22 protein-coding genes are annotated in these 24,949 nt (G+C 35.4%); 17 read left to right on the top strand and 5 right to left on the bottom strand.

Annotation, left to right across the window (positions count from 1 at the left end; translation table 11 throughout):
- The first annotated feature begins 325 nt into the window (after positions 1 to 325).
- From ACB089_RS15810 to ACB089_RS15785, 6 genes are all read left to right on the top strand, one after another.
- Entirely contained in the window at positions 326 to 679 is a 354-nt protein-coding gene (locus ACB089_RS15810) for an immunity 51 family protein (protein ID WP_368636549.1), read from the top strand.
- A gap of 313 nt (positions 680 to 992) precedes the next feature.
- A complete protein-coding gene (locus ACB089_RS15805; RefSeq protein WP_374967259.1) occupies positions 993 to 1,859 on the top strand; it encodes a hypothetical protein in 867 nt (288 codons plus the stop codon).
- A 369-nt stretch (positions 1,860 to 2,228) separates the two neighbouring features.
- A complete protein-coding gene (locus tag ACB089_RS15800; protein WP_374967258.1) occupies positions 2,229 to 2,909 on the top strand; it encodes a hypothetical protein in 681 nt (226 codons plus the stop codon).
- Positions 2,910 to 3,108: 199 nt separating this feature from the next.
- A complete protein-coding gene (locus ACB089_RS15795; RefSeq protein WP_374967257.1) occupies positions 3,109 to 3,579 on the top strand; it encodes an SMI1/KNR4 family protein in 471 nt (156 codons plus the stop codon).
- Between the two features lie 150 nt (positions 3,580 to 3,729).
- Positions 3,730 to 4,332 (top strand): hypothetical protein, encoded by a 603-nt coding sequence (locus tag ACB089_RS15790; protein WP_374967256.1) that lies wholly within the window; start codon positions 3,730 to 3,732, stop codon positions 4,330 to 4,332.
- Positions 4,333 to 4,419: 87 nt separating this feature from the next.
- Complete coding sequence (locus ACB089_RS15785) at positions 4,420 to 4,809, top strand: immunity 22 family protein (protein WP_374967255.1); 390 nt, start codon at positions 4,420 to 4,422, stop codon at positions 4,807 to 4,809.
- A gap of 123 nt (positions 4,810 to 4,932) precedes the next feature.
- Here ACB089_RS15785 and ACB089_RS15780 read toward each other — a convergent pair whose 3' ends face one another.
- The 4 genes from ACB089_RS15780 to ACB089_RS15765 all read right to left on the bottom strand — a co-directional run bounded on the left by ACB089_RS15780 (position 4,933) and on the right by ACB089_RS15765 (position 8,770).
- Positions 4,933 to 5,850 (bottom strand): ABC transporter substrate-binding protein, encoded by a 918-nt coding sequence (locus tag ACB089_RS15780; RefSeq protein WP_374967254.1) that lies wholly within the window; start codon positions 5,848 to 5,850, stop codon positions 4,933 to 4,935.
- 87 nt (positions 5,851 to 5,937) lie between these two features.
- The gene (locus ACB089_RS15775) at positions 5,938 to 6,954 is read right to left on the bottom strand and encodes a FecCD family ABC transporter permease (protein ID WP_374967253.1); all 1,017 of its coding nucleotides are present in this window, start codon (positions 6,952 to 6,954) and stop codon (positions 5,938 to 5,940) included.
- Positions 6,951 to 7,973, bottom strand: a complete 1,023-nt coding sequence (locus tag ACB089_RS15770; protein WP_374967252.1) for a FecCD family ABC transporter permease — start codon at positions 7,971 to 7,973, stop codon at positions 6,951 to 6,953. The genes ACB089_RS15775 and ACB089_RS15770 overlap by 4 nt, the downstream gene beginning before the upstream one ends.
- Positions 7,970 to 8,770, bottom strand: a complete 801-nt coding sequence (locus tag ACB089_RS15765; protein ID WP_374967251.1) for an ABC transporter ATP-binding protein — start codon at positions 8,768 to 8,770, stop codon at positions 7,970 to 7,972. The genes ACB089_RS15770 and ACB089_RS15765 overlap by 4 nt, the downstream gene beginning before the upstream one ends.
- Positions 8,771 to 9,086: 316 nt before the next feature.
- On the opposite strand from ACB089_RS15765, the gene ACB089_RS15760 reads away from it, so the two are divergent.
- The 8 genes from ACB089_RS15760 to ACB089_RS15725 all read left to right on the top strand — a co-directional run bounded on the left by ACB089_RS15760 (position 9,087) and on the right by ACB089_RS15725 (position 18,807).
- Positions 9,087 to 9,938 carry a hypothetical protein gene (locus ACB089_RS15760; RefSeq protein ID WP_375122113.1) on the top strand — a complete coding sequence of 284 codons (852 nt, stop codon included), beginning with the start codon at positions 9,087 to 9,089 and terminating at the stop codon, positions 9,936 to 9,938.
- 535 nt (positions 9,939 to 10,473) lie between these two features.
- Entirely contained in the window at positions 10,474 to 10,809 is a 336-nt protein-coding gene (locus ACB089_RS15755; protein WP_374967249.1) for a hypothetical protein, read from the top strand.
- A gap of 322 nt (positions 10,810 to 11,131) precedes the next feature.
- Positions 11,132 to 11,782: a hypothetical protein gene (locus tag ACB089_RS15750; RefSeq protein WP_374967248.1), complete on the top strand. Its 651-nt coding sequence runs from the start codon at positions 11,132 to 11,134 to the stop codon at positions 11,780 to 11,782.
- Positions 11,783 to 11,876: 94 nt separating this feature from the next.
- Complete coding sequence (locus ACB089_RS15745; RefSeq protein WP_374967247.1) at positions 11,877 to 12,701, top strand: DUF1963 domain-containing protein; 825 nt, start codon at positions 11,877 to 11,879, stop codon at positions 12,699 to 12,701.
- 87 nt (positions 12,702 to 12,788) lie between these two features.
- Positions 12,789 to 13,208: an SMI1/KNR4 family protein gene (locus ACB089_RS15740; RefSeq protein ID WP_374967246.1), complete on the top strand. Its 420-nt coding sequence runs from the start codon at positions 12,789 to 12,791 to the stop codon at positions 13,206 to 13,208.
- Between the two features lie 80 nt (positions 13,209 to 13,288).
- A complete protein-coding gene (locus tag ACB089_RS15735) occupies positions 13,289 to 13,822 on the top strand; it encodes a DUF1572 family protein (protein WP_374967245.1) in 534 nt (177 codons plus the stop codon).
- A 426-nt stretch (positions 13,823 to 14,248) separates the two neighbouring features.
- Positions 14,249 to 16,210 carry a methyl-accepting chemotaxis protein gene (locus tag ACB089_RS15730; RefSeq protein ID WP_374967244.1) on the top strand — a complete coding sequence of 654 codons (1,962 nt, stop codon included), beginning with the start codon at positions 14,249 to 14,251 and terminating at the stop codon, positions 16,208 to 16,210.
- Positions 16,211 to 16,845: 635 nt separating this feature from the next.
- Positions 16,846 to 18,807, top strand: a complete 1,962-nt coding sequence (locus ACB089_RS15725) for a methyl-accepting chemotaxis protein (RefSeq protein ID WP_374967243.1) — start codon at positions 16,846 to 16,848, stop codon at positions 18,805 to 18,807.
- A 57-nt stretch (positions 18,808 to 18,864) separates the two neighbouring features.
- On the opposite strand, the gene ACB089_RS15720 is transcribed toward ACB089_RS15725, so the two are convergent.
- Complete coding sequence (locus ACB089_RS15720) at positions 18,865 to 20,259, bottom strand: alanine/glycine:cation symporter family protein (RefSeq protein WP_368636530.1); 1,395 nt, start codon at positions 20,257 to 20,259, stop codon at positions 18,865 to 18,867.
- 301 nt (positions 20,260 to 20,560) lie between these two features.
- Between ACB089_RS15720 and ACB089_RS15715 the strand changes: the two genes are divergently transcribed.
- From ACB089_RS15715 to ACB089_RS15705, 3 genes are all read left to right on the top strand, one after another.
- Entirely contained in the window at positions 20,561 to 21,259 is a 699-nt protein-coding gene (locus ACB089_RS15715; RefSeq protein ID WP_374967242.1) for an aspartate/glutamate racemase family protein, read from the top strand.
- 1 nt (position 21,260) lies between these two features.
- A complete protein-coding gene (locus ACB089_RS15710; protein ID WP_374967241.1) occupies positions 21,261 to 22,304 on the top strand; it encodes a P1 family peptidase in 1,044 nt (347 codons plus the stop codon).
- A gap of 481 nt (positions 22,305 to 22,785) precedes the next feature.
- Positions 22,786 to 24,861, top strand: a complete 2,076-nt coding sequence (locus ACB089_RS15705; RefSeq protein ID WP_374967240.1) for a serine hydrolase domain-containing protein — start codon at positions 22,786 to 22,788, stop codon at positions 24,859 to 24,861.
- Positions 24,862 to 24,949: the final 88 nt, after the last annotated feature.

Below are 24,949 nucleotides of genomic sequence, written 5' to 3'. Positions count from 1 at the left end.
ATGATGTAACAAGATTACATGTACTAACAGGGAATTTGAAGAGGGCATCTTGAATACTCTTAGGGAGATTTTTGTAAATTAATAGATTTTCTAGATAAAAAATGTGTGAAGAATCTAAAAAGTGAGATATAATAAAAATTGGATGAAATTATGAAAATATTTAGTGCAGCACCAGAGGGTAATGAAGCTGCAGAGCTAGAAAGCATGCTGTAAATTGAACTAGGTAATCATGTAATTTAAAGTGTTATGAGAATGTTACCATGTATTCAGTGATAGCGTGACGTTACGATGTGTAAAAAAAATTTTAATTTGCAGGAGGATTAAGATGAATATTATAGATGATAAACAGAAAATAGCTCCGTTTTTTTGGGTGGATCATGATGGAGGTTCTGCGTCCTTATGTTTAAATGTTGGTGCCTATAAACACGAGCTTTTTGATACGCGATCTGATGAGGGATTCGAAGGGAATGGCTATGATTGGTATTCTTTAGCAATAGTTTTTCTTGAAGAAAAAATGCCCGAATTAAAAGGTATTGTCAATTTTGATCCCGAAGCCGATATGTTTTGTGCATATTCTTCTGATAAAAAAGCATTAGAGAAGTTTGCTATTTCATTTAAAAATACATGTGAAGATGATTCTACCATCAAGGATTTATTTTCTCGGGCCGAATTGGACTGAATTTAATATTAAAATTTCTCTCAGGCGAAATATTGGTATCAAGAGGATTATACGCCAGTAGAAATAGATAAATTTATATTTGATTTTCATTTCAGAAGAGGTAGTACGAGAGATACCTTCTTCAAATGATTTGAAGTTTGATTTAAAACGGCAATAAATCCATGAATTAGGGTTTATTGCCGTTTTTTTATGCTTTGTTACTGATCTACTATAACGTTTATGGATTTAACAATAGGTATAAAAGAACAACAAATATTTCAAATCACGCTCAACGCATAATAAAACAAATTGAGAATAAGGTGGTTGTAAAATAATGATGAACTATGCATTTAATGATAGTATTGGTTTTTTTGAGATAGACCCACTTTTCCTTGAGGAAGGAATACAGATTGCTGAGAAGGAAAATCACTATTCAATTCGAATCCGTAATTTGAATCTGGCAACAGATTTGAAATGTCACTTAGATTTTTCATCTTTCAACAACAAAACATTTATCAATAAATTACGGATTAGCGATAATTTTAAATTATCCAAGTATCAAAATATTGAAGCATTATCTACATTAACTAATCTTACAGAAGTCACACAATCTCAGCCAATAAAGCTTGATTTGAACTATTTTAAAAAATTAGAGGAGGTTGTTGTTCGAAAAGATTACTATCTAAACTTAGATAAACTGGTAAATTTAAAAAGCTTATACGCTATTAAATATATTAAACAAGATTGTACAGAGTTTTGTTCACTAAAATCATTAGAATTTTTGCGTCTTGACACCTCGACTAAGCTAATTTCTTTGACTGGAATAGAGGATTTAGATTCCTTGAAATGGTGTTGGCTCCAGTATCTAAATAATCTAGAAGATGCACACGCTCTAAATAAACTAAAAGGACTTGAAAGACTCCAAATTGAAAAATGTAAAAAACTAACTGATCTAACATTTTTGGCAGGGAATAGTACTATAAAAGAATTACAGGTTTCAGATGTTGATTCTCTTGAATTTGTGAAATCTATGAAAAATTTGCATAAAATAAATTTTTGGAATTGTAAAAGTGGAGATTTATCACCTTTGTTAGAGTGTCCATCACTAAGAGAGGTTGCATTTCATCCTGAAAAAAGACATTACTCTCACAAAAAAGATGAAATAAATAATTTGTTACAAGAAAAGCTTCAAAGCCATTAGGATAGGTATCTTCTAATAAAGGTTACATTCCTAAACCTGGTGAAAGAACTTTTGAAGGTTATGTAAGAAATAATGTTTCAAAGCCGCAAAAAGTTTTGTTATTAAAGAGTTTGGAACACTATTAGAAACGTGACATTGAAATGACATGATGTTGCCCGCTCACTGGAAAAAGCTGCTTTAGATTATTTGATAGGTGAATAGGTTTCTTGGACAACCGTTCACAGTTTACTAGTAGACTGGGTGTAAAAATCTATATAGCTCGTAATGAGATGGGAAATGTACGCAAATTACGACTTCTCACTTAACTATTTTACTTAGTTTCCATCAAAGAAATGTAATCCTTTTAATAACGAATTAGGAGTGATGAAATTGTTTAGTTTTTTTCGTAAAAAAAGGTCATTTGAAATTGATATTGACTGGTTTAATAAAATGCTAATAGCAGTTTTAGAAAAACTACCGAGTGAATATTCAATTTATTTAAATCAAATAAATGAAGGAATTTTACAAGGTGTTTTTCCGGTAACTGGATATTTAAATCATTATATTGGTGTTTCATTTCATAGGGAAGTTATTAAAAAATATGAAAAAAAAGGTGAGAAAAATTTTTCTATAACTGGTGTTAAAATATTTAATGAAAATATAAGAAAAGATGTAAATCTTGAGATTTTTTTTAACAACGGAGTAATTGCAGGTGTCTCCTCTGATGTTGAATTAATCCAATCTGAATTAGACCTAAGTAAAATAAACGTTGGCTTTGTTAAAGTAAAAGAAATAACGATAGAAGGAACCCTAAAAAGAAAACTATTGTCTTGGGGAATTCAAAACTTTAATGAGAGTGAAGTATTTGAAGTAAAAGTAGAAGAGCGTAGTATGTTACATTTAAGGGATTTATCTGATGGTGATTTCTTGGCTATTGAAGATGGTGATTTCTATTTAATCAGTATTTCTCTCAAAGAAGTATTAAAAATTTCATCTATACATTATGAAAATATTAAGATGAATTTATTTGATCTATCAGAGGACGAGATATATTCATATATCCAAGAATAAGAAATTTATAGCATGAATTATTTGATTCATTAGATAAACGAATTGAGAAGGGCTCAAACGAACAACGAGATGCAGCGTATAACCCATCCGACTATAATAATTATCTGACAAACGTTATCGTGATTTAAGTTAGGGAAGTGGCTGTAAATTACCAACAGCCCAAATCATATTTTAAATGCGTAAGTATTAGGAGAACATTATGAGAAAAATAAAATTCATTAATAGATATCATAAACGAGCAGTGTTAGAGGATGATTTTGTTAAGTTAGAAAAAGCTCTAGAAAAAAAGTTGCCAGATTCTTATATCGAATTTTATAAATTATCAAATGGTGGGGTACCAGAAGAAAATACTATCTATGACGAGGATGAGGAAGTATTTAATATCAGCTTTTTATATCCATTATTGGCAAAAGAAACAGAAAGTACAATTTCGGAAAATGTATTTTTTATGATTAAGCAGCATGTTTTAGGAAATAGGTTATATCTTCCTTTTGGAGAGAATGGATCAGGTAACATATTATATTTGGATTTTAATTTCAATGAACCCACAGTTTGTGCATGTTTTTTTGATGAGCCGGATGAAGAAACTGGTTTGCCATATACTCACATTGAGATTGCTGAAAATCTATTCGAGTTTCTTGAAATACTAGAAGAATACAGGGAAGAGTAGTATAAATTTAAACGGTTGCACGGGATTCAACCGAAGCGACATAGAAGAAATTCTACAATTTTTTAGCTTGAATCGAAGGAGCTATTAGAGACGATTTGGGATATTTGTTTATTTTTTTGACAGTATCTAAGGAATACATGGGGGACTAAAATGTTAAAAAGTTTGAATTTTCCACAAATATATTTAGAAATGAATAGACTTGGATGGTTAGATGTAGAAAGTAGAGATTATTTATGGCTCAATGAAATGAAATGGAAAAGCCAAACAGAAGTAATGAATTATAAACATGAGGAGGAAGAAATAGACTCGATTACCCCTTTTGCAGTTAGTGGTAGAGGTGACAAATGGGTTTGGAAAGAGGAGTCTAATCGTTTGTTAGTTGCATTATGTTTTCATGATGATTACGAGGGAGTTATCTATGCAGAAAATTTGGAGGGTGCAATATTTAGGAATATATTAGAATATGTTTCAAGTGCACACTTTTATACTGATGAAAAAGAAGCAGAGTCTTTTCAAATTGATATTGAAGAATTAAGAAATTATCTGGTTAATTGGAGAAAAAGATTCAATAGATGGTTTAATGATGAATGGCTGAACGAATTGGATGAATTAGAAAAATTGGAGTTAAAAATTTGTGAAACACAGTATGGTAGTTATTTCGCATTACTTACTCCAGATGAGGCTAGGAGTAAAACTAAAAAATTTTTAGATTTCGATAGAATTAACGAACCATTTAACTGGATCAATAAATAGTGTGGATGCTAGCGTAGCGAGATAGGTGCATAGTCGGCTAGCAGCATAAAAAACTTATGAGAGTGAGTTGTAAAAATAGAAATGGATATGTCTAAAGTTCATATATGGCTAGGAATCAATGAATCTGATGATGAAACATTCGAGAAATATTTTGAATTGGACTACAATACTTATGTAGAAATGGACGACCCTGAATATGAGGCGTGTCAATTTTGTGTTGATATCAAAACAGAATGGTACGATGAGGACATGATAGGTGTTTATAAGATTGATCATTTATTAAGTGTTGAAGAAGCATTAGAAGAAATACCCGTTTCTAATGAGACGTTATTAGAAATCAACACTATCTGCGTTGGAAAAGGGATTGAAAATGTAAATGCCATGTTCTTCTACACAGATGCAGATTTGAAAATAACTGACACTGATAAGTTATTTAATGGGTTAGTTTACTTAGGAGGATTTAAGACAAATATCTAAGACATCAAAAATACCTTTCATTTTTGTTTTCATTAGCGATCTCACAAAAAAAGAAACCCTTTTGTCATTCACAAAAGGGTTTCTATCAGTAAAGGAAGTATAGTAGATTGTGTATACTTTAAATTATTTAGCTAATAAAATTTCTTCTAAGTTTTCTAATGCTAATTTGTTACCATAAGCAGAATAGTCTAACCAAGGGTTTTCTTCAATTACGATTACTTGTTTATTTTGAACGGCTTTTAAACTTTGCCAAATAGGGTCGTTTTGTAATTCATCAAAGACTTGCTGACTACCTTCATCCACGGAAGATACTAAAACGAACATCGTATCCGGATTGTAGTCAGGTAGTACTTCTTTTGAAATGTTCTCCCAGTTTTTATCGATTGCTTCGATACCAGGTGCTGGTGTAAATCCTAAATCTTCAAATAAAATCGGACCTAATGGACGCTCCATTCCATAAACTCGGATACCTTTTGCAGATACGCGAACCGCCATTACGTTACCTTCGCCAAGCTTTTCTTTAGCTAATACTTTTACTTCTTCAACTTTTGCATCGTAGTCCGCAATGAATTGTTCAGCTGTTTCAGTACGATCAGTAATTTCAGCAATGTTGTTTAAGTGATCTTTCCAACGGCCTTCATCTAGATTAATGACATGCGTTGTTGCAATTGCTTCATATTTATCTAAACCATGTTTTTCAGCGAATTCAGCATCGATGAAAATTTCATCTGGTTGTAATGCGATTAAAGCTTCCATATCAGGCTCTTTTGTGAAACCTAAATATTCAGTTTCTGGGAAACGCTCTTCTTTTAATGGTAAGAAATCACTTGTAGTTGTTCCTACAGGTGTAATTTCTAGTGCTTGTAAGTTACCAGTTAAGAAAATAGAAATTGATGCTACGTCTTTGTCGTATGTAACACTTTCTTTAATTGGTGTAGTTTCTTTCTCAGTTGTAGTTTCTTCTGCTGTTTTGTCATTCCCACATGCAGCTAATGTAAGTACAGATAGCGCAGTGAACAGACTTAAAATTGTTTTTTTCATAGGACTCTCCTAAAAAGTGATTTTGATAATCATTATCAATTAAATGACCACTTTGGTAGTATATTATTATTTTTAGTAAAAAACAATCTATTTTTTTGATTTAAATAAAATATATAAGAAATATGGGGCACCAACTGCAGACACAATAACGCCAGCAGGTATCACACTAGGTTCAAAAATGGAACGGGCAAGCGTGTCGGATAGAACAAGAATAACAATTCCCACAAATGCAGAGATCGGTAATAAATGTTCATGAGCAGGTCCGACTAAGCGTCTTGCAATATGTGGGGCAACGAGACCAATAAATCCAATACCACCAGTCATTGCAACACTTGCACATGAAAGAGCAACAGCTAAAAATAAGAGTTTAATACGCTCGCTTTGAACCTTTGTCCCAATACTTGTAGAAATAGAATCGCCTAATGAAAAGCTATTTAATGTTTTACTCTTCATAAATGCTAAAGGCAGGAGTATACAAATCCATGGAAGTAATGCGTATACATGAATCCAATCACGTCCCCAAACATTTCCCAAAAGCCAACTTGCTGCAAAAGAATATGTTTTCTCATCAAGCTGTAATGATAAATACAGTGTTAATGCATTAAATCCAGCAGCAATGGCAATCCCTACTAATAGTAAGCGGGTTGGTAATACCCCTTTTTGTCGCTCATATGAAAAAAACATAATCAGCGAAGCAGCGATGATCCCACCTGCAAAAGTAAATAAAGGAATAGCTAAGGCAGGTATTGTATTAATCGTTGTAAAATACGTCATGTAAATCATTAAACCTGCTCCAGCACCAGCATGGATGCCGAGTATCCCTGGATCTGCTAAAGGATTTCGTGTTATTCCTTGAAATATTGCGCCGGCAACACCAAGCCCAGCTCCAGCAAGGATTGTAATGATAATACGAGGCAAACGATATTCAAACAACACCATTTCCTCAATTTCTGTTCCTTGACCTAAAAAAGTTAATAGTACATGGATAGGTGCAATTTTTAAAGAACCCGTATTTAACCCATATAAAACTGTTGCACATGTCAATAGTGTAAGGATGAGCATAACTTGACGAGTACGTTTTTTTCGTTTTTGAAAAATATTCATAGTGCTCGTTTCTCCTTTCGTGCAATCATTAAGAAGAATGGCACTCCAATCATAGCGACAATGACACCAATGGCAAACTCTTTAGGTGGATCTATTGTACGCGCTACTAAATCAGCGATAACTAATAATAACGCACCAAGCAAAGCGCTAATTGGTAATACAAAGCGATAGTCAACACCTACAAATTTGCGTGCAATATGTGGAATCACTAAACCGACAAAGGCAATAGAACCGACCGCTGCTACAGAAACGCCTGCTAGTAAGAGGGCGAAAAGGATAGCTAAAATGCGAATTCGCTTCGTATTCAAACCTAAATTTATAGCCATCTCTTCACCCATCGCCATAATCGATAGGGATTTCCCTAATAACATCGCAGCGATTAAAACAGTTACGATAATAGGTGCTATTGCAATAAGTTGTGGCCATTCAACACCAGCAACCCCTCCTGCGTACCAAAAGGCAAGGTCTTGGCTTAATTCGAAGTAAATGGCAATGCCAGCTGTCAGTGAATGCAACATAGAGGCAATAACTGTTCCAGCTAGCGTTAACTTAAGCGGTGTTAATCCACCTGGTGCATTCATCCCAAGAAAAAAGATAAAAAGTGTTGTGCACGTTGCCCCGATAAATGATAGAATCATCAATAAAGTAAATGGAATATTTGGGAATATTACGAAGCTAATCGCAACAACAAAGGTTGCCCCAGCATTGATACCGAGGACTCCTACATCAGCGAGTGGGTTTCGTGTTACGCCTTGCATTAAAGTTCCAGCTACAGCAAACGCCGCTCCTACTAGTGCAGAAGCTAATACCCGAGGAAATCGGACTGAATGTAAAACTTGATGTTCCACATTTGATTCATCAAATTGCCTAATTGCTTCCCATATTGTTGATAAGGGTAACGATTTTGCGCCAAATGAGAGTGCGAAAAAAAGACTACATATTAATAAGATGGTGCTAATTAGAAGCGTTGTATAAAATGCTTTTGAATTTGTTTTGCAAAGAAGCTGATTAGTATTCATATATTCTCCTCTGCAATTGAATCTGTAGGAATACAAACAGGTAAACCTGTTTTAGGTTCATTTAATATCGTTGCTTCAATGTGAAATACTTCTTTTAACATAGGTTCAGTGACAACTTCAACAGGATTGCCTTCCGCACGAACTTCACCATTTTTAATACAGACGATGTGATCAGCAAAACGAGTGGCGTGATTCAAATCATGAACAACCATAATAATTGTACGTTGCTGTTCTTCATTTAACTTACGAATAAGCTTTAATACGTCCAGTTGATGTCCCATATCTAAAAAGGTTGTCGGTTCATCTAAAAGTAAAATCGGTGTTTTTTGTGCAAGAGCTAAAGCAATCCAAGCACGTTGCCGTTGACCACCTGAAAGTTCATCGACGGGGCGTTCTTCAAAAGCAGTTAAACCAGTAGCTTCAATAGCCCAATTAATAATTTGAAAATCTTCTTTTGAATGTGTGCTAAAGGATTTTTGGTGCGGGTAACGCCCATAAGCTACGAGCTCACTTACAGTTAATCCATCTGGTGCAATTGGATTTTGAGGTAAAATAGCTAATTTTTTTGCAACTTCCTTCGTTGAGTATTGATGAATTTTCTTGCCATCGAGGAAAATATGTCCATTTTTAGGTTGTAGAAGACGAGCTAAAGTCTTTAGAATGGTTGATTTTCCAGAACCATTTGCTCCTACGAGAGCAGTGATTTTTCCAATAGGTATTGAAAGATTTAAATTCTCAACGATAATTTTTTCATCATATGAAATGGTAAGGTTTTCAGTTTGTAATGTTTTAATCATAGTTGTCCTTCTCTTTATGAATTTTTAATTGATAAATATTTTCAATAGAGGTTTAGATTATACAGAATTAGAGAGATTGTCAATTTCAATAGAGTAGTTAACCTGGATAGTTCTTCGAAAATCATCACTATGAGCGCTGATCCGTTATGGAGCTACAAAATAGTTTACATCAGATGAAGAGTGTTTTTTACAGGACAACCCTTATACAAAGTAGGATAGTTTAGGCGAGGAAATATGCTGAGTACATGAAATTTAAATTCGACAATATGAGCCATGGAGATGGAATTAAAAAAATGTCAGTGAGAGGATGCCCATGATGAGAAAATATCATTTTAATGACAGTGTAATTGAAATAGATCCAAGATATTTAGAAGAAGGAGTCCGTGTTGCAGAAGAAGAGCGGTTTGAATCGATTAATATTAGTGCATTTGTTGATGATGTTGATTTTAAGTGTGATTTAGATCTTGCCCCTTTAAAGGATAAGAAATTTATTAAACACCTGGCGATTGACAACGATTTCAAATTAAAAAGTGTTGCCAATATGGAAGCTCTTTATTCTTTGGTGAATATGATTGATTTTAAGGTATCCTTGCAAATCCCTATTGATTTTTCACGATTAAAACAACTAGAAGAACTATATCTCTTTAATAGTTGTTATGAAAACTTAGAAACATTTACAAATTTAAAAAGTCTTTATATTTTTGGCTATTCAAAACAAAATTGTCATGAGTTGAGAACATTAAAAGAATTGGTTTATCTACGACTAAGTGGGTCTAAAAAACTGGAATCACTTGAAGGTGTTGAAGACTTAGAAAACTTAGAAACTTGCTGGTTGGCAAAAAACAATTGCCTATCTGAAGCAAATAGCATTTCCAAATTAAGTAGACTAGAGTGGTTGCATATAGAAGGTTGCAAACACCTAATGGATTATTCTTTTTTGAATGATAATGGCTCGATAAAAAAATTGTTGATTTCTGATCTAGCATCATTGGAGTTTGTAAAAACCATGAGTGCATTAGAGACCATTAACTTTTGGAACTGTAAATCAGGGGACTTAACGCCATTACTAGAATGTCCGACATTAAAAGCGGTTTCTTTTCATCCAGAGAAGAGGCATTACTCTCATAAAAGAGACACGATAAACAATTTCCTAAAAAACAAGAGCTAAGCCAAAAAGATTTTAACATGTTCCAAATACTTATTTGATATATTGGAAGTAAGAGGAAAGAGATTTTAAAAAAACATTATTAAGGTCAATTACGAGGTGGAAGTTTATGGGGAATGAAGTTGAGGATTATATTTATGAATTAGAAAAATTAATAGCACTAGCTGATCAGGAAAAAGATAAATTTTTATTCATAGACCCAGATATGAAATAATCGATGAGATTGAAGAGTTAGGTAATGCATTTGATTTTGTAGAGCCTATATTCTTATTAGTTGAAAGAAGCCCTGATATTGATTTTGGTGGTCCAGGGCCATTGGGTAGTTTTTTAGAAAAGTTTTATCACAATGGTTATGAGGATATATTAGTAAAATCATTACAACGTAAACCTAAAGAATATACGATTTATTTATTAGAACGACTTTGTAATGATGAAAGTAATCCAAAAAGAAAAGAATATTGCACCTTACTAGATTCGTTAAAATAGAAAAGTTATAGTAGACTCAAAAAATTTAATGATGAACCATGAGGTGAGTAAAGTGGAATTTGAAATAATAATCAACCCCAATTTTAGGATTGGAATACGTGATCCAGAAGATACAACGATATCCGAAGCACTAGATAATAGGCATGTTAATACTCAATATTTTACAATGAAATGGAATAATATATCATTAAGTATCAATTATGGAACACAAATAGCTGAAGGCATAAGTGATGTTATTAAAATGTTAGAGGCAATAAAAAAAGAGAGGAACGGTTTGTCGTCACTTTCCCAAGTCAAGCATTTTTCGAGACATGGATATGTAAAATTGAAAAATGTGATATTAAAATTAATTGGGATAGTCGTGATAACTATCGAAGTATCACGATGAATATTGAATTATTTATAAAAGAGTGGCTCAAGCTATTGCATCAACTACGACAGGTCTTGGTGGAAACTGGATATAATGATGCAAATCTAATGGATTTTTATTTACTTAAAAACCTTGAAAGATTTCATTCTTAACAAAATAAAAATTAGTATTTAACGTTCTAGGAGAAGGTTCATTGCGAGTACCGCAAACAATATAGATAGATCATTTAGCTGGTGAGATTATTTATCCACTCTCAAAGTTTATGGGGGAAATTTTTATTAATTTTTGACTAGCCCTTATTATAAAACAACTGTGCGTCATTGGAGGTATTAATAACACTATGCCATTATGGAATGATTTTATAGCTGCCGAAATTCCCAATGCAGGAAGCGGTAAATGGTTACAAATAATAAACAATTCAAAGCAGTATTGTGTTGGAATAAAAAATGAAGAATTAGTGATTTCCAGATATCATGAAAAGCACAGTATACAATATGAATATCTTGATTTAAAAATAATTGGCACAGATTATGGAGAATGGGGAGGAGAATTAAAAGTAATTAATGCTGACTCGACTGAAATATTATTAAAAAAATGCAATGTAAAATCAATATTTGAGTATAAAGGGGATCTATATTTTCTAGAAGGGTTAGAACATACGTTTCTGAATGAAGGTAGTTTGTATAAATTAGTTTACGATGGTACTAGCATTTCTTTTAGCGAGTGCCTTGATTTAAAAGAGTGTCCAATTGCTTTATATATATTCAATGAAAACTTATATGTAATATCTAGCGAAAATTTATTTACAATATCTAATGAAGATGGAACATATAAAAAAAATATTGTATTCAAACACTTTCCATTTAGTGCATTTGTACCGAACTCACTAGTTGTGTATAAAGGAGATTTTATAATAGGGATGAGAGGAGGATTAGGGCGAATAGAATATTCAAATACTGATAATGTGCAGTATATGCGATTGAAAAAATGAAGAGGAATACAGACAAAAATACATATTGTATGAGTATGTCATGATCCGTTTGGATTAACGAGAGGTCATATTCAAGCATTCACTGAGAATAAAGGTGAATAATCGGAGGTTCAACTCATTACATAAAAACGATCGCTATACGGAAGAAAATGGATATTACCTTAGAGGCATTACTGGAGCATCAGCAAATAGAGCAAAAGAACTTAGGAAAGAATCTGAAAAATTCACAAAAACCTTGAAAGTAAAAAATGTAGAATATAAGGATGGTGTCGAAAAAATGTCAGTTGAAATTATTTTTAAAGATGTTGAAATTGAATCTATTAAACCTCGACTTGGCGGATATAGCTTTTTGCCTGAAAATATTGATTGGCCATTAAATCCAAATGGAGATAAATTAACACTTGTATTAAGTTTACCAACGAATTTTCTTAATAAAACGCTGAATTTAAACTTACCACAAGAACACGTGCTATCCGTTTTTACAACGTATAAAAAAGATGATTATTTTTTAGATTTAATTACTTTTCATGGAGATAAAGAAGAATTAAAAAACATAAAAAATGGATTTACAAAAGTTTTATTACACGAAGCTGGTGATATTCGAAATGAATCAGATTACTTAATACCAGCACAAGAGTTCATTTTTGGGGAGGAATTGAATTTAGATTTAGAAGCGGTAGATGATGAAGATTTGGATGAAATAGAGATTTACTGTGGTTCATTGATTGGCAACAAACCATCTCTGTTACAAATAGAAAACTTGGGTTTGGATGATTATCAATTTTGTCTACAAATATATGGCGGTGATTTTCCTGAAGGATTTCATGATATATTTAGCCTAAGTGACTCGATCGGATATTTGTTTATAAATAAAAATTATGATCATGATGCAGGTGTTTTTTTTACACAATGTACATAGAAAAATGACTTTCAACACCCAGGTGAAATAATAATCTGAAAATGAATGGGAAGATAATAATAATTTATTTGAAAGTAGGAATGCTCAATGAAATTTTCATTTATTAAAGATAATCCTCGTTTTCAGTTTGGCCCAATAAAAAGTGGTGAAGTTGAACAAGTGGAAGATGAACTGGGCATTGTTTTTCCAAAAGAATTAAAGCTTTTTTTCACGGAAATCGGTTATGGGTCTTTTATTGGCGAGGATGAACTAGACGAAAATTGTGTGTTAAGTCCAGCATACATTAGAGATTTTCGATTAAGACGAGGTTTTTTTGATGCTTATCCAAACTACGATGAAGGAAATAAATTAGTCTTCTTTATTGGATGGGAATCAATACCTTTTTCAATTGAATTAACAGATGGAGAACAAAATGCTGTCTATGATAACGAAAAGAAGATTGCAAACTCTCTTGAAGAATTTTTATCGAAGATTATCGAAAATCCTGAATACTTTCAACAGGATTAGTCCGTTACAATATAGAACTTATTTATAGATATAATGATTCTAGTGAACTTTTATTTGATGAAATGAGGGGGCGTTTACGTATGAACATGGGGCAGACTTATTTAGAAATTGTTCAAAAAAGATTTAAAAGTGTGAAAGAGTTAGGGGATCAAACACTCTCACAATTGGATAATGAACAACTGCACTGGGCTATTAATGAAGAATCCAATAGCATTGCCGTTATTGTAAAACATGTTAGTGGAAATATGATATCGAGATGGACAGACTTTTTAACGACGGATGGTGAGAAAGCAACTAGAAATCGTGATGATGAATTTACTGATAGCCTGCAAACAAAAGAAGAGATCATGACAGTATGGGAACAGGGCTGGCAAGTATTTTTACATGCTTTACAAGGATTAACGGAAGCTGATTTACAAGGGTTAGTAACGATAAGGGGAGAACAGCATTCCGTGATAGATGCTATTGAAAGACAAATGTCCCATTACTCACTGCATGTTGGACAGATCGTGTATATTGCTAAGCAACTAAAGGGCACAGAGTGGCAAACATTAAGTATTGCAAGGGGACAATCTCAGGCTTTTACAGAGTCAATGTTAAAAAAACATCAATAATCATAAGAAAATCGTAGCACTTGGGTTGCTACGATTTTTTGCTGATTTGTCTTCTATGCAAAATAAAGTTGATACATTGAGGTTACTGGTGGCGTCTGATACAGAGCCTCTACAGATTTGGCATGACTTACAGGAAACAGTTTAGGCATTTAAATACTAACAATAGAACCCCTATGCATCATAGCTAAAGTATGATTCATAGGGGTTCTATGTTTAGTTTCATGACAATAGAAAAATTATGATTCGAAGATCAAAAAAATGAAAAAAAAGGTTTGAATTTATCTATTTCGTCCGATATAAGAAGGGTAGGGAAGCGGCATTCTTATCGAGTTTTTATCATCGAGTATAGTGCAAGTAAAAGAAAACACAAAATTATACAAAAACACACATCTAAAGAATTAATGAAGACAAGAGAGGAAATGTTGCATGAAAAAATTATTTGGGAGTTTTAAGGGCAAGCTTTACACATTATTTGCTCTTATCTTGTTAGTTCCAGTTATTACTGTTGGAAGTTTTGCGTATCTTTCAGCAAAAGATTCGATAAAAGAAGAAATATTATTTAGTGCAAATGAAAGTGTCAATATGTTAAATACGGTTATTGATAAAACCATAAGTGAAAAGGTAAACGACATTAAGGTTCTTAGTGATGAAATAGATGCTTCCAAGTATGATCAGAAGGGAGCCGCAATATTACCAGAATTCCATGAATATATGGAGATGAATCCAAATGTTTTAAGCGTTTATATTGGAACGAATGATGGAGAAGTCATTCTAGAACCACAATCGAATAGCGCGGATTACAATGTTTTAGAAAGAGATTGGTATAAAGAGGCTACGGCTTTAAAGGGCGAAACTTTAATAACAAATCCTTATGTTGATGCAGGAACTGGAGATATGGTCGTTACCATTGCTCGCCAAGTAAAAGATCAATCTGGCGTAGTGGCTATTGATATCAAATTAACAGATATTCAAAAAGTCGCAGATTCAATTAGTATCGGAAAAAATGGATATCCTTCTGTTTTTGATGAAAATAGAATGGTCATATCACATCCTACTTTAGAAGTAGGTACGGAATTAAAAGACAACTTCATCGATAAGATGTACGAAAGTGAATCTGGCACGTATGAATATGTCTTTGACGGTGATGACCGTATTCTGTTCTTTGCAACGAATGAATTGACAAATTGGAAAATTACAGGAACAATTTTTGCGGAGGAAATTGATAAATCAGCATCTCCCATTTTATATAATACATTGCTTGTACTAATTGCTGCGATTGTCATAAGTACCATTGTTATTTACTTTGTCATGAAGAGTATTATAAAACCGATTCAATCACTAAAGGATAGTGCCGTTACTATTAGTAAAGGTGATTTAACAGAGAAAGTGACAATTACCTCTAAAGATGAGATTGGACAGCTTGGCGAAGCCTTTAACGAGATGCAAGATAGTTTAAGAACGCTCATTCAAAAAATAGAACAAAATGCTGAGGAGGTAGCATCGTCGGCAGAGGAGCTTACAGCCAATGCTAATCACACGAGCATTGCCACAGAGAAGGTTGCGATTTCGATTCAAGATGTTGCGACGAGTGCAGACACGCAAACGATGAGTGCCAACAAGAATGCAGAATCTTTACATGAACTGTCTAAGGCCATTCTTCATATAGCGGATATCTCTTCTACTGTGACGGATCTTTCGCAGCACGCGACGTTACAAGCGGATGAAGGTGGAAAGGCAGTACAAGATACAAAGAATCAAATGCAATCGATCCATTTATCAGTAACAGATTCAAACATTAAAATTCAAACATTACACGAACGCTCACAGCAAATTACGTCCATTTTAGATGTCATTACAAGCATTGCAGATCAAACAAACTTACTTGCTCTGAATGCAGCGATTGAGGCGGCAAGAGCAGGGGAACATGGAAAAGGCTTTGCAGTGGTAGCCGATGAAGTAAGAAAGTTGGCGGAGCAATCTCAGGAATCTGCTAAACAAATTTTTGAACTAATCCATGGCATACAGATAGAAACAGAACAATCTGTCAACATCATGGCTAAAGTAACAGAGGATGTTCAAAATGGTCTACATGTATCTGATGAAGCTATCTCGAAATTCCAAGTGATTAAGGCAAGCATGGATAAAATTACTCCTCAAATGGAAGAGGTATCCTCTGCCTCTGAAGAAATGTCAGCGGGTGTACAAGAGGTAGCAGCTATTACGGAGGATTTGGCATTCTCAGCGAAAGGAAATTCAGCTGCTTCAGAGGACGTAGCGGCGTCTACAGAGGAACAATTAGCTTCGATGGAAGAAATCAATGCTTCAGCACAAGCTCTAGCACATATGGCAGATGAGTTAAAACAGCTAATTAGTCAATTTAAATATTAGTAGAATAAGACATACGAATAAACGAGGCTAGGACATAACTAGCTGATATGAAAGAAAAAGAGAAATCGAACAGCATCGATTTCTCTTTTTCCTTGTTTGACCAAATCATTTTATTTTCTTTACCTTATTTCTCTGTTAATGATGTCAGTGTATTTGTGGAGATTTAATACCATCAATGCAAAGCCCATTTCGTTTTCAATTTTTGATGATCCATGGACAGAAAATCGGATGAAACGCAAATTGGCCTTCTAGAATCCAAAACAGGTTCTACATCGACTTTTCATGGTCGATAGGTGGCACCTTTTTTTCTTCCCATTTTTATGTTTTCTGAACGAAAGCGAAGCGACAGCAATCATCATATCTAAAGAGATATACTATGTTGTTTAGTTAGACGATGAAAAAGTGCGAAATATTTATGTTAGTTAAACAAAAAAATGAAAAAAGGGGTTTGAAATGAATTATTTCTTCCGATAAAAGCAAAGGGTGAAATTCCATCGATAATAGAAGAGTAAATTATGAGTAGAGAAGGGAAGTGGCATTCTTTCTGAGTCTAAATCATTGAGTATAGTGCCAGTAAAATAGAATACAAAAATACATATCTTAATAACTAATTGAGACAAAAGGAGAACTGTTGCATGAAAAAATTATTTGGAAGCTTTAAGGGCAAGCTTTATACATTATTTGCTCTTATCTTGTTAGTTCCAGTGATTAGTGTTGGGAGTTTTGCGTATCTTTCGGCAAAAGATTCGATAAAAGAAGAAATATTATTTAGTGCAAATGAAAGTGTCAATATGTTAAATACGGTTATTGATAAAACCATAAGTGAAAAAGTAAACGACATGAAGGTTCTTAGCGAGGAAATAGATGCTTCTAAGTATGAACAGAAGGGAGCCGCAATATTAACAGATTTCCATGAATATATGGAGATGAATCCAAATGTTTTAAGCGTTTATATTGGAACGAATGATGGAGCTTTTATTAAAGAACCAAAAACGAGTATGGTAGATTATAATCCTTTGGAAAGAGATTGGTATAAAGAGGCTACGGCTTTAAAGGGCGAAACTTTAATATCGAGTCCTTATATTGATGCAGTAACTGGAGAAATGGTCGTTACAATAGCTCGCCAAGTAAAAGATCAATCTGGCGTAGTAGCTATTGATATTAAATTAACAGAGATTCAAAAAGTCGCAGATTCAATCAGTATCGGAAAAAATGGATATCCTTCTGTTTTTGATGAAAATAGAATGGTCATTTCACATCCTACTTTAGAAGTAGGTAAGGAATTAAAAGACAGCTTCATCGATAAGATGTACGAAAGCGAATCTGGCACGTATGAATATGTCTTTGACGGTAATGACCGTATTTTGTTCTTTGCAACGAATGAATTGACGAATTGGAAAATTACAGGAACAATTTTTGCGGAGGAAATTGATAAATCAGCATCTCCTATTTTATATAATACGTTGCTTGTCCTAATTGCAGCGCTTGTCATAAGTACCATTGTTTTTTACTTTGTCATGAAGAGTATCATAAAACCGATTCAATCACTAAAGGATAGTGCCGTAACCATTAGTAAAGGTGATTTAACAGAGAAAGTGACAATTACCTCTAAAGATGAAATTGGACAGCTCGGCGAAGCCTTTAACGATATGCAAGACAGTTTAAGAACGCTCATTCAAAAAATAGAACAAAATGCTGAGGAGGTAGCATCGTCGGCAGAGGAGCTTACAGCCAATGCCAATCACACGAGCATTGCCACAGAGAAGGTTGCGATTTCGATTCAAGATGTTGCGACGAGTGCAGACACGCAAACGACGAGTGCCAACAAGAATGCAGAATCGTTACATGAACTTTCAAAGGCAATTATGCATATCGCGGACATCTCTTCTACTGTGACGGATCTTTCACAGCACGCGACGCTACAAGCAAATGAAGGTGGACAGGTAGTACAAGAGACAAAGAATCAAATGCAATCGATCCATTCATCAGTAACGGATTCAAACACGAAAATTCAGACATTACATGAACGCTCTCAGCAAATTACGTCCATTTTAGATGTCATTACAAGCATTGCAGATCAAACAAACTTACTGGCTCTGAATGCAGCGATTGAGGCAGCAAGAGCAGGGGAGCATGGAAAAGGCTTTGCAGTTGTTGCCGATGAAGTAAGAAAATTGGCAGAGCAATCTCAGGAATCAGCCAAACAAATTTTCGAGCTTATTCATGGAATCCAAACAGAAACAGAACAATCTGTCAACATTATGGCAAAAGTTTCAGAGGATGTTCAAAATGGTCTACGAGTAACAGATGAAGCGATTGCTAAGTTCCAAGTAATTATGACAAGCATGAATGAAATTACACCTAGGATGGAAGAGGTGTCTTCTGCTTCTGAGCAAATGTCAGCGAGTGTACAAGAAGTGACAGCTGTGACGGAGGATTTAGCTTTCTCAGCAAAAGGCAATGCAGCTGCTTCCGAGGATGTAGCGGCATCTACAGAGGAACAATTAGCTTCGATGGAAGAAATCAATGCTTCAGCACAAGCTCTAGCACATATGGCCGATGAGCTAAAACAACTAGTTAGTCAATTTAAATATTAAAAGAATCTAACGTAAAAAAAACGCCATTCCTCTTTTGAGGATGGCGTTTTTGTATCATTATCGATCTTCTTCCCAACAATCTGTATTTTTCAATGTTGGAATTGATTTTGCATAAAATACAGGATTTTTGCCTGCATTCCGTTGCTCTGTAAAGTCGTCTAAAACAAGGAACGCTATTTTGCCAAGTAACATGATGATGGTAATATTGATCAAAGCCATTAGTCCCATGAACAGGTCTGCTAAGTTCCAAACAAGCTGTACTTGCGCGACAGAACCAAACATCACCATAGCAAGCACTAAAATACGGTAGCCGAACATCCAACCTTTATGAGCATTGATAAACTCAATATTAGATTCACCGTAATAGTAATTTCCGACAATGGAACTAAATGCAAAGAAAATAATAGAAATAGCGATAAAGTAAGGAGCCCAATCACCAACATGTACAGCTAAGGAATTTTGTGTAAGAATAATTCCATTACTTTCACCAGTATTATATAGATCCGCTAAAATAATGATAAACGCTGTTGCTGAACAAATCATGATTGTATCAAAAAAGACGCCTAAACTTTGCACAAGCCCTTGCTTTGCAGGGTGTGAAGTATTAGCTGTAGCGGCAGCGTTAGGCACACTACCCATCCCAGCCTCATTTGAAAATAAGCCACGTCGAACACCTTGACTAATTGCAGCACCAATCGCACCACCTGCAGCTTCCTGAAGACCAAACGCTTGAGTGATAATCAGTTCGAAAACGGCAGGAATTTCAGATAGATTCGTTACGACAACGTAAAACGCAACAGCTAAATAGAAAACAGCCATTACAGGTACAAGTACTTGCGTAACTTTTACAATTCTATGTACGCCACCAAAAATAATCAAAGCCGTTAACACAACGAGAATAACCCCAATGACTGCAGGTTTTACATCAAATGCTTCACCTACAGAAGTAGCAATCGTATTAGATTGTACAGCGTTAAAAATAAAGCCAAAACTTAACGTTAAAAGAATACTAAAAATGATTCCTAATTTTCGTTGACCTAACGCTTTTTCCATATAATAGGCTGGTCCACCACGAAACGCATCGCCATCCTTGACCTTGTATACCTGTGCAAGTGTACTTTCAATAAAGGCAGTCGCCATTCCTAATATGGCGATCATCCACATCCAAAATACAGCTCCTGGTCCACCTACTCCGATTGCTAATGCAACACCTGTAATATTTCCAGTACCTACACGTGAGGCAGCGCTAATAGTAAAGGCTTGGAACGGGGAAACTCCTGACTCCCCTTCTCTTTTTTCAACTATTAAACGGAACATTTCAGGAAAAAGACGAATTTGTACAAACTTTGTACCAAATGAAAAATATAATCCTGCAACTAATAACAATGCAATAAGGATATATGTCCATAAAATATTATTCATATCATTTACGATATTCGATATCCATTCCATCAGCTTTCCTCCTTTCACAATACGTTTTAGTCTACACTTTTTTTTTATAAAAAAGCAACTTTTAGAAAATAAAAATTATTAAAAAAATGTTTTGTTCACTTATTATTTGTTTTTTGGAAATATTTTTACTATTAGAATGTCTATTTTAGGATATTATAAACATTTATTTTGAATAAATTGCCATGAGGTTCTCCGCTAAATTAGTTTCAATCAAATAAATTCCCTTATCCAATATAAAGTTAAATTTTGAAAATTCTCTTATTTAAGGTAAATTAATAATAGAATAAAAGGAGGAGATTTTATGGAGACGATTGGCATGATTGGTGGAATGAGTTGGGAGTCTTCTGCGGAGTATTACCGTCTTATGAATGAAGAAGTAAAACGACAATTAGGGGGCTTACATTCCGCAAAATGTATTTTGTATAGTGTTGATTTTCAAGAAATCGAGCATTATCAGGCAAGGGGAGATTGGGATCAGGCTGGACAAGTACTTGGCGAAGCGGCGCAATCTTTAGAGAAAGCAGGGGCAGATTTTATTATTATCTGCACCAATACGATGCATAAGGTTATAAATATCATTCAGGAGAAAATTGTCATTCCGATTTTACATATTGCAGACGCCACAGCACATCAAATCACGGAGGCTGGTTTACAAAAAATTGCTCTTCTTGGGACAAAGTATACGATGGAGCAGGATTTCTATAAAGCTAGAATAGAAGGATTTGGCATTGATGTCCTTGTGCCGCAGACTGAGGAGCGTACGGAGATCAATCGTATCATCTATGAAGAATTATGCTTGGGTCAAATTGAGACAACATCGAAAGAATATTATTTGCAGGTGATTGAGGATCTTGTCAATTCAGGAGCACAAGGAATTATACTAGGCTGTACAGAGATTGGATTACTCATTAAGCAGGAAGACGTTAACGTACCTGTTTTTGATACAACTGTGATTCATGCACGAGCTGCCGTAAATAGGGCGATTCGTAAGGGGGAGTAACATGCCGGGAAAAGTACGAGAAAAGGGAATCTTCATCGGAACGTTATCGACGGGTGAGAAAAATTGTATTACCGATGTAGCTGGTGTGCGTGTAGGTCATGTAACGCTTGATGAGAAGATGAATGAAGAAGGAGCTTATGCATGCACAGGTGTAACAGCGATTTTGCCGCATGAGGGCAATTTGTTTCAGCACAAGGTTACGGCTGCAAGCTATGTCTTAAATGGCTTTGGTAAAACGACAGGGCTTGTGCAGGTGAATGAGCTCGGGGTTATTGAATCACCCATTATGCTAACGAATACATTTGCTGTTCCAGCTGTAACACAAGGGACGCTGCAATATATGCTCGCTACGAATAGTGAAATAGGTCAATCGACAGGAACGATTAATATTGTTGTTGGGGAATGTAATGATAGCTTTTTAAATTCAATTCGAGAATGTCCTGTCACACCAGAGCATGCGAATGAGGCGATTCGCAAGGCGTCAAATGAAACTGCAGAGGAAGGAGCAGTTGGTGCAGGTAAAGGGATGATGTGCTTTGGCTACAAAGGTGGAATTGGCTCATCTTCCCGACTTGTGACACATGAATCAACGAACTATACGATAGGATGTATGGTCCTTAGTAATTTCGGGCATAGCTCAGAGTTTTTAGCACATCAATATCATGTTTCAAAAGATCAACATGAATCGACAATAGCACCTACAGATGGCTCCATTATCATTATACTTGCCACAGATGCTCCACTTAGCAGTCGTCAACTAACACGGGTCATTAAACGCTGTGGTATTGGACTAGGGCGTACTGGCAGTCATTTTTCACATGGCAGTGGGGATATTGTTATTGGTTTCACAACAGCACATCGTATAGCCCATACATCTGATCAGCTTGTCGAAACACGCACGCAGCTACGTGAGGATCATCCTATTATGAACCAGTTATTTGCAGCAGCTGCAGAAGCAACTGAGGAAGCCATTGTAAATTCACTATCACAAGCGCAGACTACAATTGGTCGAAATGGACATAAGGTTGAAGCTTATCAATTTTAATAGGGATGTGAAAATATCATTACAGATCAATCATTAGATGAAATTGCATTGTTGTCAGGAGAACTAGATTCTAGTTTCTTGCTAGCATTTATTACAACTATTGCTATTATCATTGTCGTTCTCATCTCGTCCATACAAATCTTCAAGAAAAAAGAGTTATTGGAATAAAAAGGTATACTACCGTGTGATTCTTTTTATATAATGTTTATGAAACACTGATAGCCTTAAATCCATTCTTTATGGAAAAGCGACGAAATCAATACGGCTTCTACAAAAAAGTTTATAAACATAAGTATTACAAGAGATAAAAATAAGTTGAGCTCCACTAATTTCATATGGTACTGACGAAAGGCAGCTTCCACAAATTTTACCATCTGTTTACTTTATTTTTTCTTTGATTTGGTTTTGTTTATGTATACTGCTAAACAAGGACCACAATAAGCAATGAAATCGATCACTTATCTAAGGAGGCAGTTCTTTTATGAAAAATAAACTATCTGCGGTGTTAGCCGCTACATTAGCGTTAACGATGAGCCTACCAACAGGGGCTATGGCGCTTTCTAGCAATCAAACTACGGTTGTGGCTAGCCAAGAATTAGCTAGTCAAGAACTAAAAAAGATCGCGGCAGAGAAAGCTACTTTACTCACGAAATCCTATGAGACGACTAGCGTGCAGTATGCGCTAATTGATAATGGTAAACTTATTTTATCGGGTCAGACAGGCAAGAACGATATGAAAGGGAAACAGCCGCTGACCAAAGATACCCTATACGGGATTGGTTCAGTCAGTAAAATGTATGCAACGGCGGCTGTGATGAAATTGGTCGACGAAGGAAAAGTCGATTTGGATACTCCTGTTGTCCACTATGTTCCTGATTTCAAAATGAAAGACGAACGTTACAAAAGCATTACGCCACGTATGCTGTTGAACCACTCCTCCGGCTTACAAGGTAGTACGCTTGGTAATTCATTTTTATTTAATGATAATGATACCTATGCCCATGATAACTTGTTGCAGCAATTGGCCAACCAGCGATTGAAGGCGGATCCTGGCGCGTTCTCTGTATACTGTAACGACGGTTTTACGCTAGCCGAGATTATGGTGGAAAGAGTCAGCGGTATGAGCTTTACCGAATTTATACATCAAAGGTTTACAGAACCCTTAAAGCTAAATCATACGAAAACGCCGCAGGACAAATGGGAAGACGATAAGCGAGCTGGTCTTTATTTTCCAACGTTCCAAGGGCAGCTTCCTACTGAATCGGTGAATGTGATTGGTACGGGAGGGATCTCTTCCACAGCAGAAGATATGGTGCGATTCTCACAAATATTTATGGGACAGGAAAAAGGAATCCTCTCTGATAAAGCAGTCAAGGCGATGGAGCAAGAGGAATATAAACAAGGAATGTGGCCAGGGGATGGAGATAATATTGTCAACTATGGTCTTGGCTGGGATAGTGTAAAACTATATCCATTCAGTGAATATGGGATAAAGGGCTTGGCTAAAGGTGGCGACACGGCACTGCAACATGCTTCACTGGTCGTACTTCCTGAACAGAAGATGGCAGTGGCTGTATTGTCCTCCGGCGGTAGCAGCACTACAAATCAACTGATGGCGACTGATATACTGCTCGCCGCGCTTAAAGAGAAGGGCACAATTAAGGATATCAAGCCAAACAAATCCTTTGGCAAGCCGGTCAAGGCCAAGATGCCTCAAGACGTAGCAAAGCAAGCGGGTTTTTACGGCAATAGTTTCAGTCAATACAAAATAGAAATTACGAAGAATGGAGAACTGATCTTACCATCTAATCCAGAAGAAAAATATGTATATACTGCGGATGGAAGCTTTATTAATGCGGAAGGTACCTCCAAGTTCAACTTCGTCACAGAGAAGAATAGACGAACATATTTGAGGCAGAGCACATTTATATCGCTGCCAGGCTTAGGGCAAGCAGTGATTACTCAATATGCAGCCGAGAAACTAGAAGACAATGTGCTATCGAAGGAAACCACTGCCGCATGGGCAAAGCGGGAAGGCGTCAACTTCTATCTTGTGAACGAGAAATTTAGTTCTATGCAATATTTAATGATGGCTACCACACAAATTAATAGCAAGGAAGGCAAGGAGGGCTATTGGGAAAGCAGAAAAATTACAGGCCCTAACACGGCGATGCATCAGTTCCAAATACCTGTGATGGGTGGCCGGGATACGTCGGAAGCCCGTTTCCATACAGAAGGCGGCGATGAATATTTAGAGATGTCCGGATCTTTATACGTAAGTGAATCCAATGTAAAACCGCTAGATGCAGGCCAATCATCCAAAGTTACGCTGCAAGCAAATGGGCATGCGAAATGGTTTACGATCCCACAAACGGCTGCAGGGAAAACGATGACCGTGGCGTTGCCATCAAAGAGTTCGTTCGCGGTGTATGATGAGGAGGGGGTATGCGTCAATTTTACTGTTGTAAGCGGCAATAACAAAGTAAAACTGCCGAAGAACGGAACGGTTGTATTTGCTGGCGCGCCGAATTCGGAATTTGCAATCAAGTTGAACTAACGACATTTGAAGATGTACTTCAACAAAACCAGTACGACACCGAAAAGGTGTTTTGCTGGTTTTGTTTGTATTTACGCATGATCTTTAC

Origin of the sequence: Lysinibacillus sp. RS10, from assembly GCF_041956855.1 — a bacterium.
GTDB classification, from domain to species: Bacteria; Bacillota; Bacilli; order Bacillales_A; family Planococcaceae; genus Lysinibacillus; species Lysinibacillus xylanilyticus_A.
Note: the sequence above shows the minus strand (reverse complement) of the source record. Positions and strands in the feature narration are given on the sequence as shown.

Bases quoted from the DNA above. Each gene is read 5' to 3' on its own strand.
- ACB089_RS15790 (WP_374967256.1), top strand. From the start codon at position 3,730: ATGTTAAAAAGTTTGAATTTTCCACAAATATATTTAGAAATGAATAGA.
- ACB089_RS15710 (WP_374967241.1), top strand. From the start codon at position 21,261: ATGCCGGGAAAAGTACGAGAAAAGGGAATCTTCATCGGAACGTTATCG.
- ACB089_RS15795 (WP_374967257.1), top strand. From the start codon at position 3,109: ATGAGAAAAATAAAATTCATTAATAGATATCATAAACGAGCAGTGTTA.
- ACB089_RS15750 (WP_374967248.1), top strand. From the start codon at position 11,132: ATGCCATTATGGAATGATTTTATAGCTGCCGAAATTCCCAATGCAGGA.
- ACB089_RS15775 (WP_374967253.1), bottom strand. From the start codon at position 6,954: ATGAATATTTTTCAAAAACGAAAAAAACGTACTCGTCAAGTTATGCTC.
- ACB089_RS15715 (WP_374967242.1), top strand. From the start codon at position 20,561: ATGGAGACGATTGGCATGATTGGTGGAATGAGTTGGGAGTCTTCTGCG.
- ACB089_RS15760 (WP_375122113.1), top strand. From the start codon at position 9,087: ATGAGAAAATATCATTTTAATGACAGTGTAATTGAAATAGATCCAAGA.
- ACB089_RS15730 (WP_374967244.1), top strand. From the start codon at position 14,249: ATGAAAAAATTATTTGGGAGTTTTAAGGGCAAGCTTTACACATTATTT.
- ACB089_RS15780 (WP_374967254.1), bottom strand. From the start codon at position 5,850: ATGAAAAAAACAATTTTAAGTCTGTTCACTGCGCTATCTGTACTTACA.
- ACB089_RS15720 (WP_368636530.1), bottom strand. From the start codon at position 20,259: ATGGAATGGATATCGAATATCGTAAATGATATGAATAATATTTTATGG.
- ACB089_RS15785 (WP_374967255.1), top strand. From the start codon at position 4,420: ATGTCTAAAGTTCATATATGGCTAGGAATCAATGAATCTGATGATGAA.
- ACB089_RS15770 (WP_374967252.1), bottom strand. From the start codon at position 7,973: ATGAATACTAATCAGCTTCTTTGCAAAACAAATTCAAAAGCATTTTAT.
- ACB089_RS15805 (WP_374967259.1), top strand. From the start codon at position 993: ATGATGAACTATGCATTTAATGATAGTATTGGTTTTTTTGAGATAGAC.
- ACB089_RS15765 (WP_374967251.1), bottom strand. From the start codon at position 8,770: ATGATTAAAACATTACAAACTGAAAACCTTACCATTTCATATGATGAA.
- ACB089_RS15725 (WP_374967243.1), top strand. From the start codon at position 16,846: ATGAAAAAATTATTTGGAAGCTTTAAGGGCAAGCTTTATACATTATTT.
- ACB089_RS15810 (WP_368636549.1), top strand. From the start codon at position 326: ATGAATATTATAGATGATAAACAGAAAATAGCTCCGTTTTTTTGGGTG.
- ACB089_RS15705 (WP_374967240.1), top strand. From the start codon at position 22,786: ATGAAAAATAAACTATCTGCGGTGTTAGCCGCTACATTAGCGTTAACG.
- ACB089_RS15740 (WP_374967246.1), top strand. From the start codon at position 12,789: ATGAAATTTTCATTTATTAAAGATAATCCTCGTTTTCAGTTTGGCCCA.
- ACB089_RS15735 (WP_374967245.1), top strand. From the start codon at position 13,289: ATGAACATGGGGCAGACTTATTTAGAAATTGTTCAAAAAAGATTTAAA.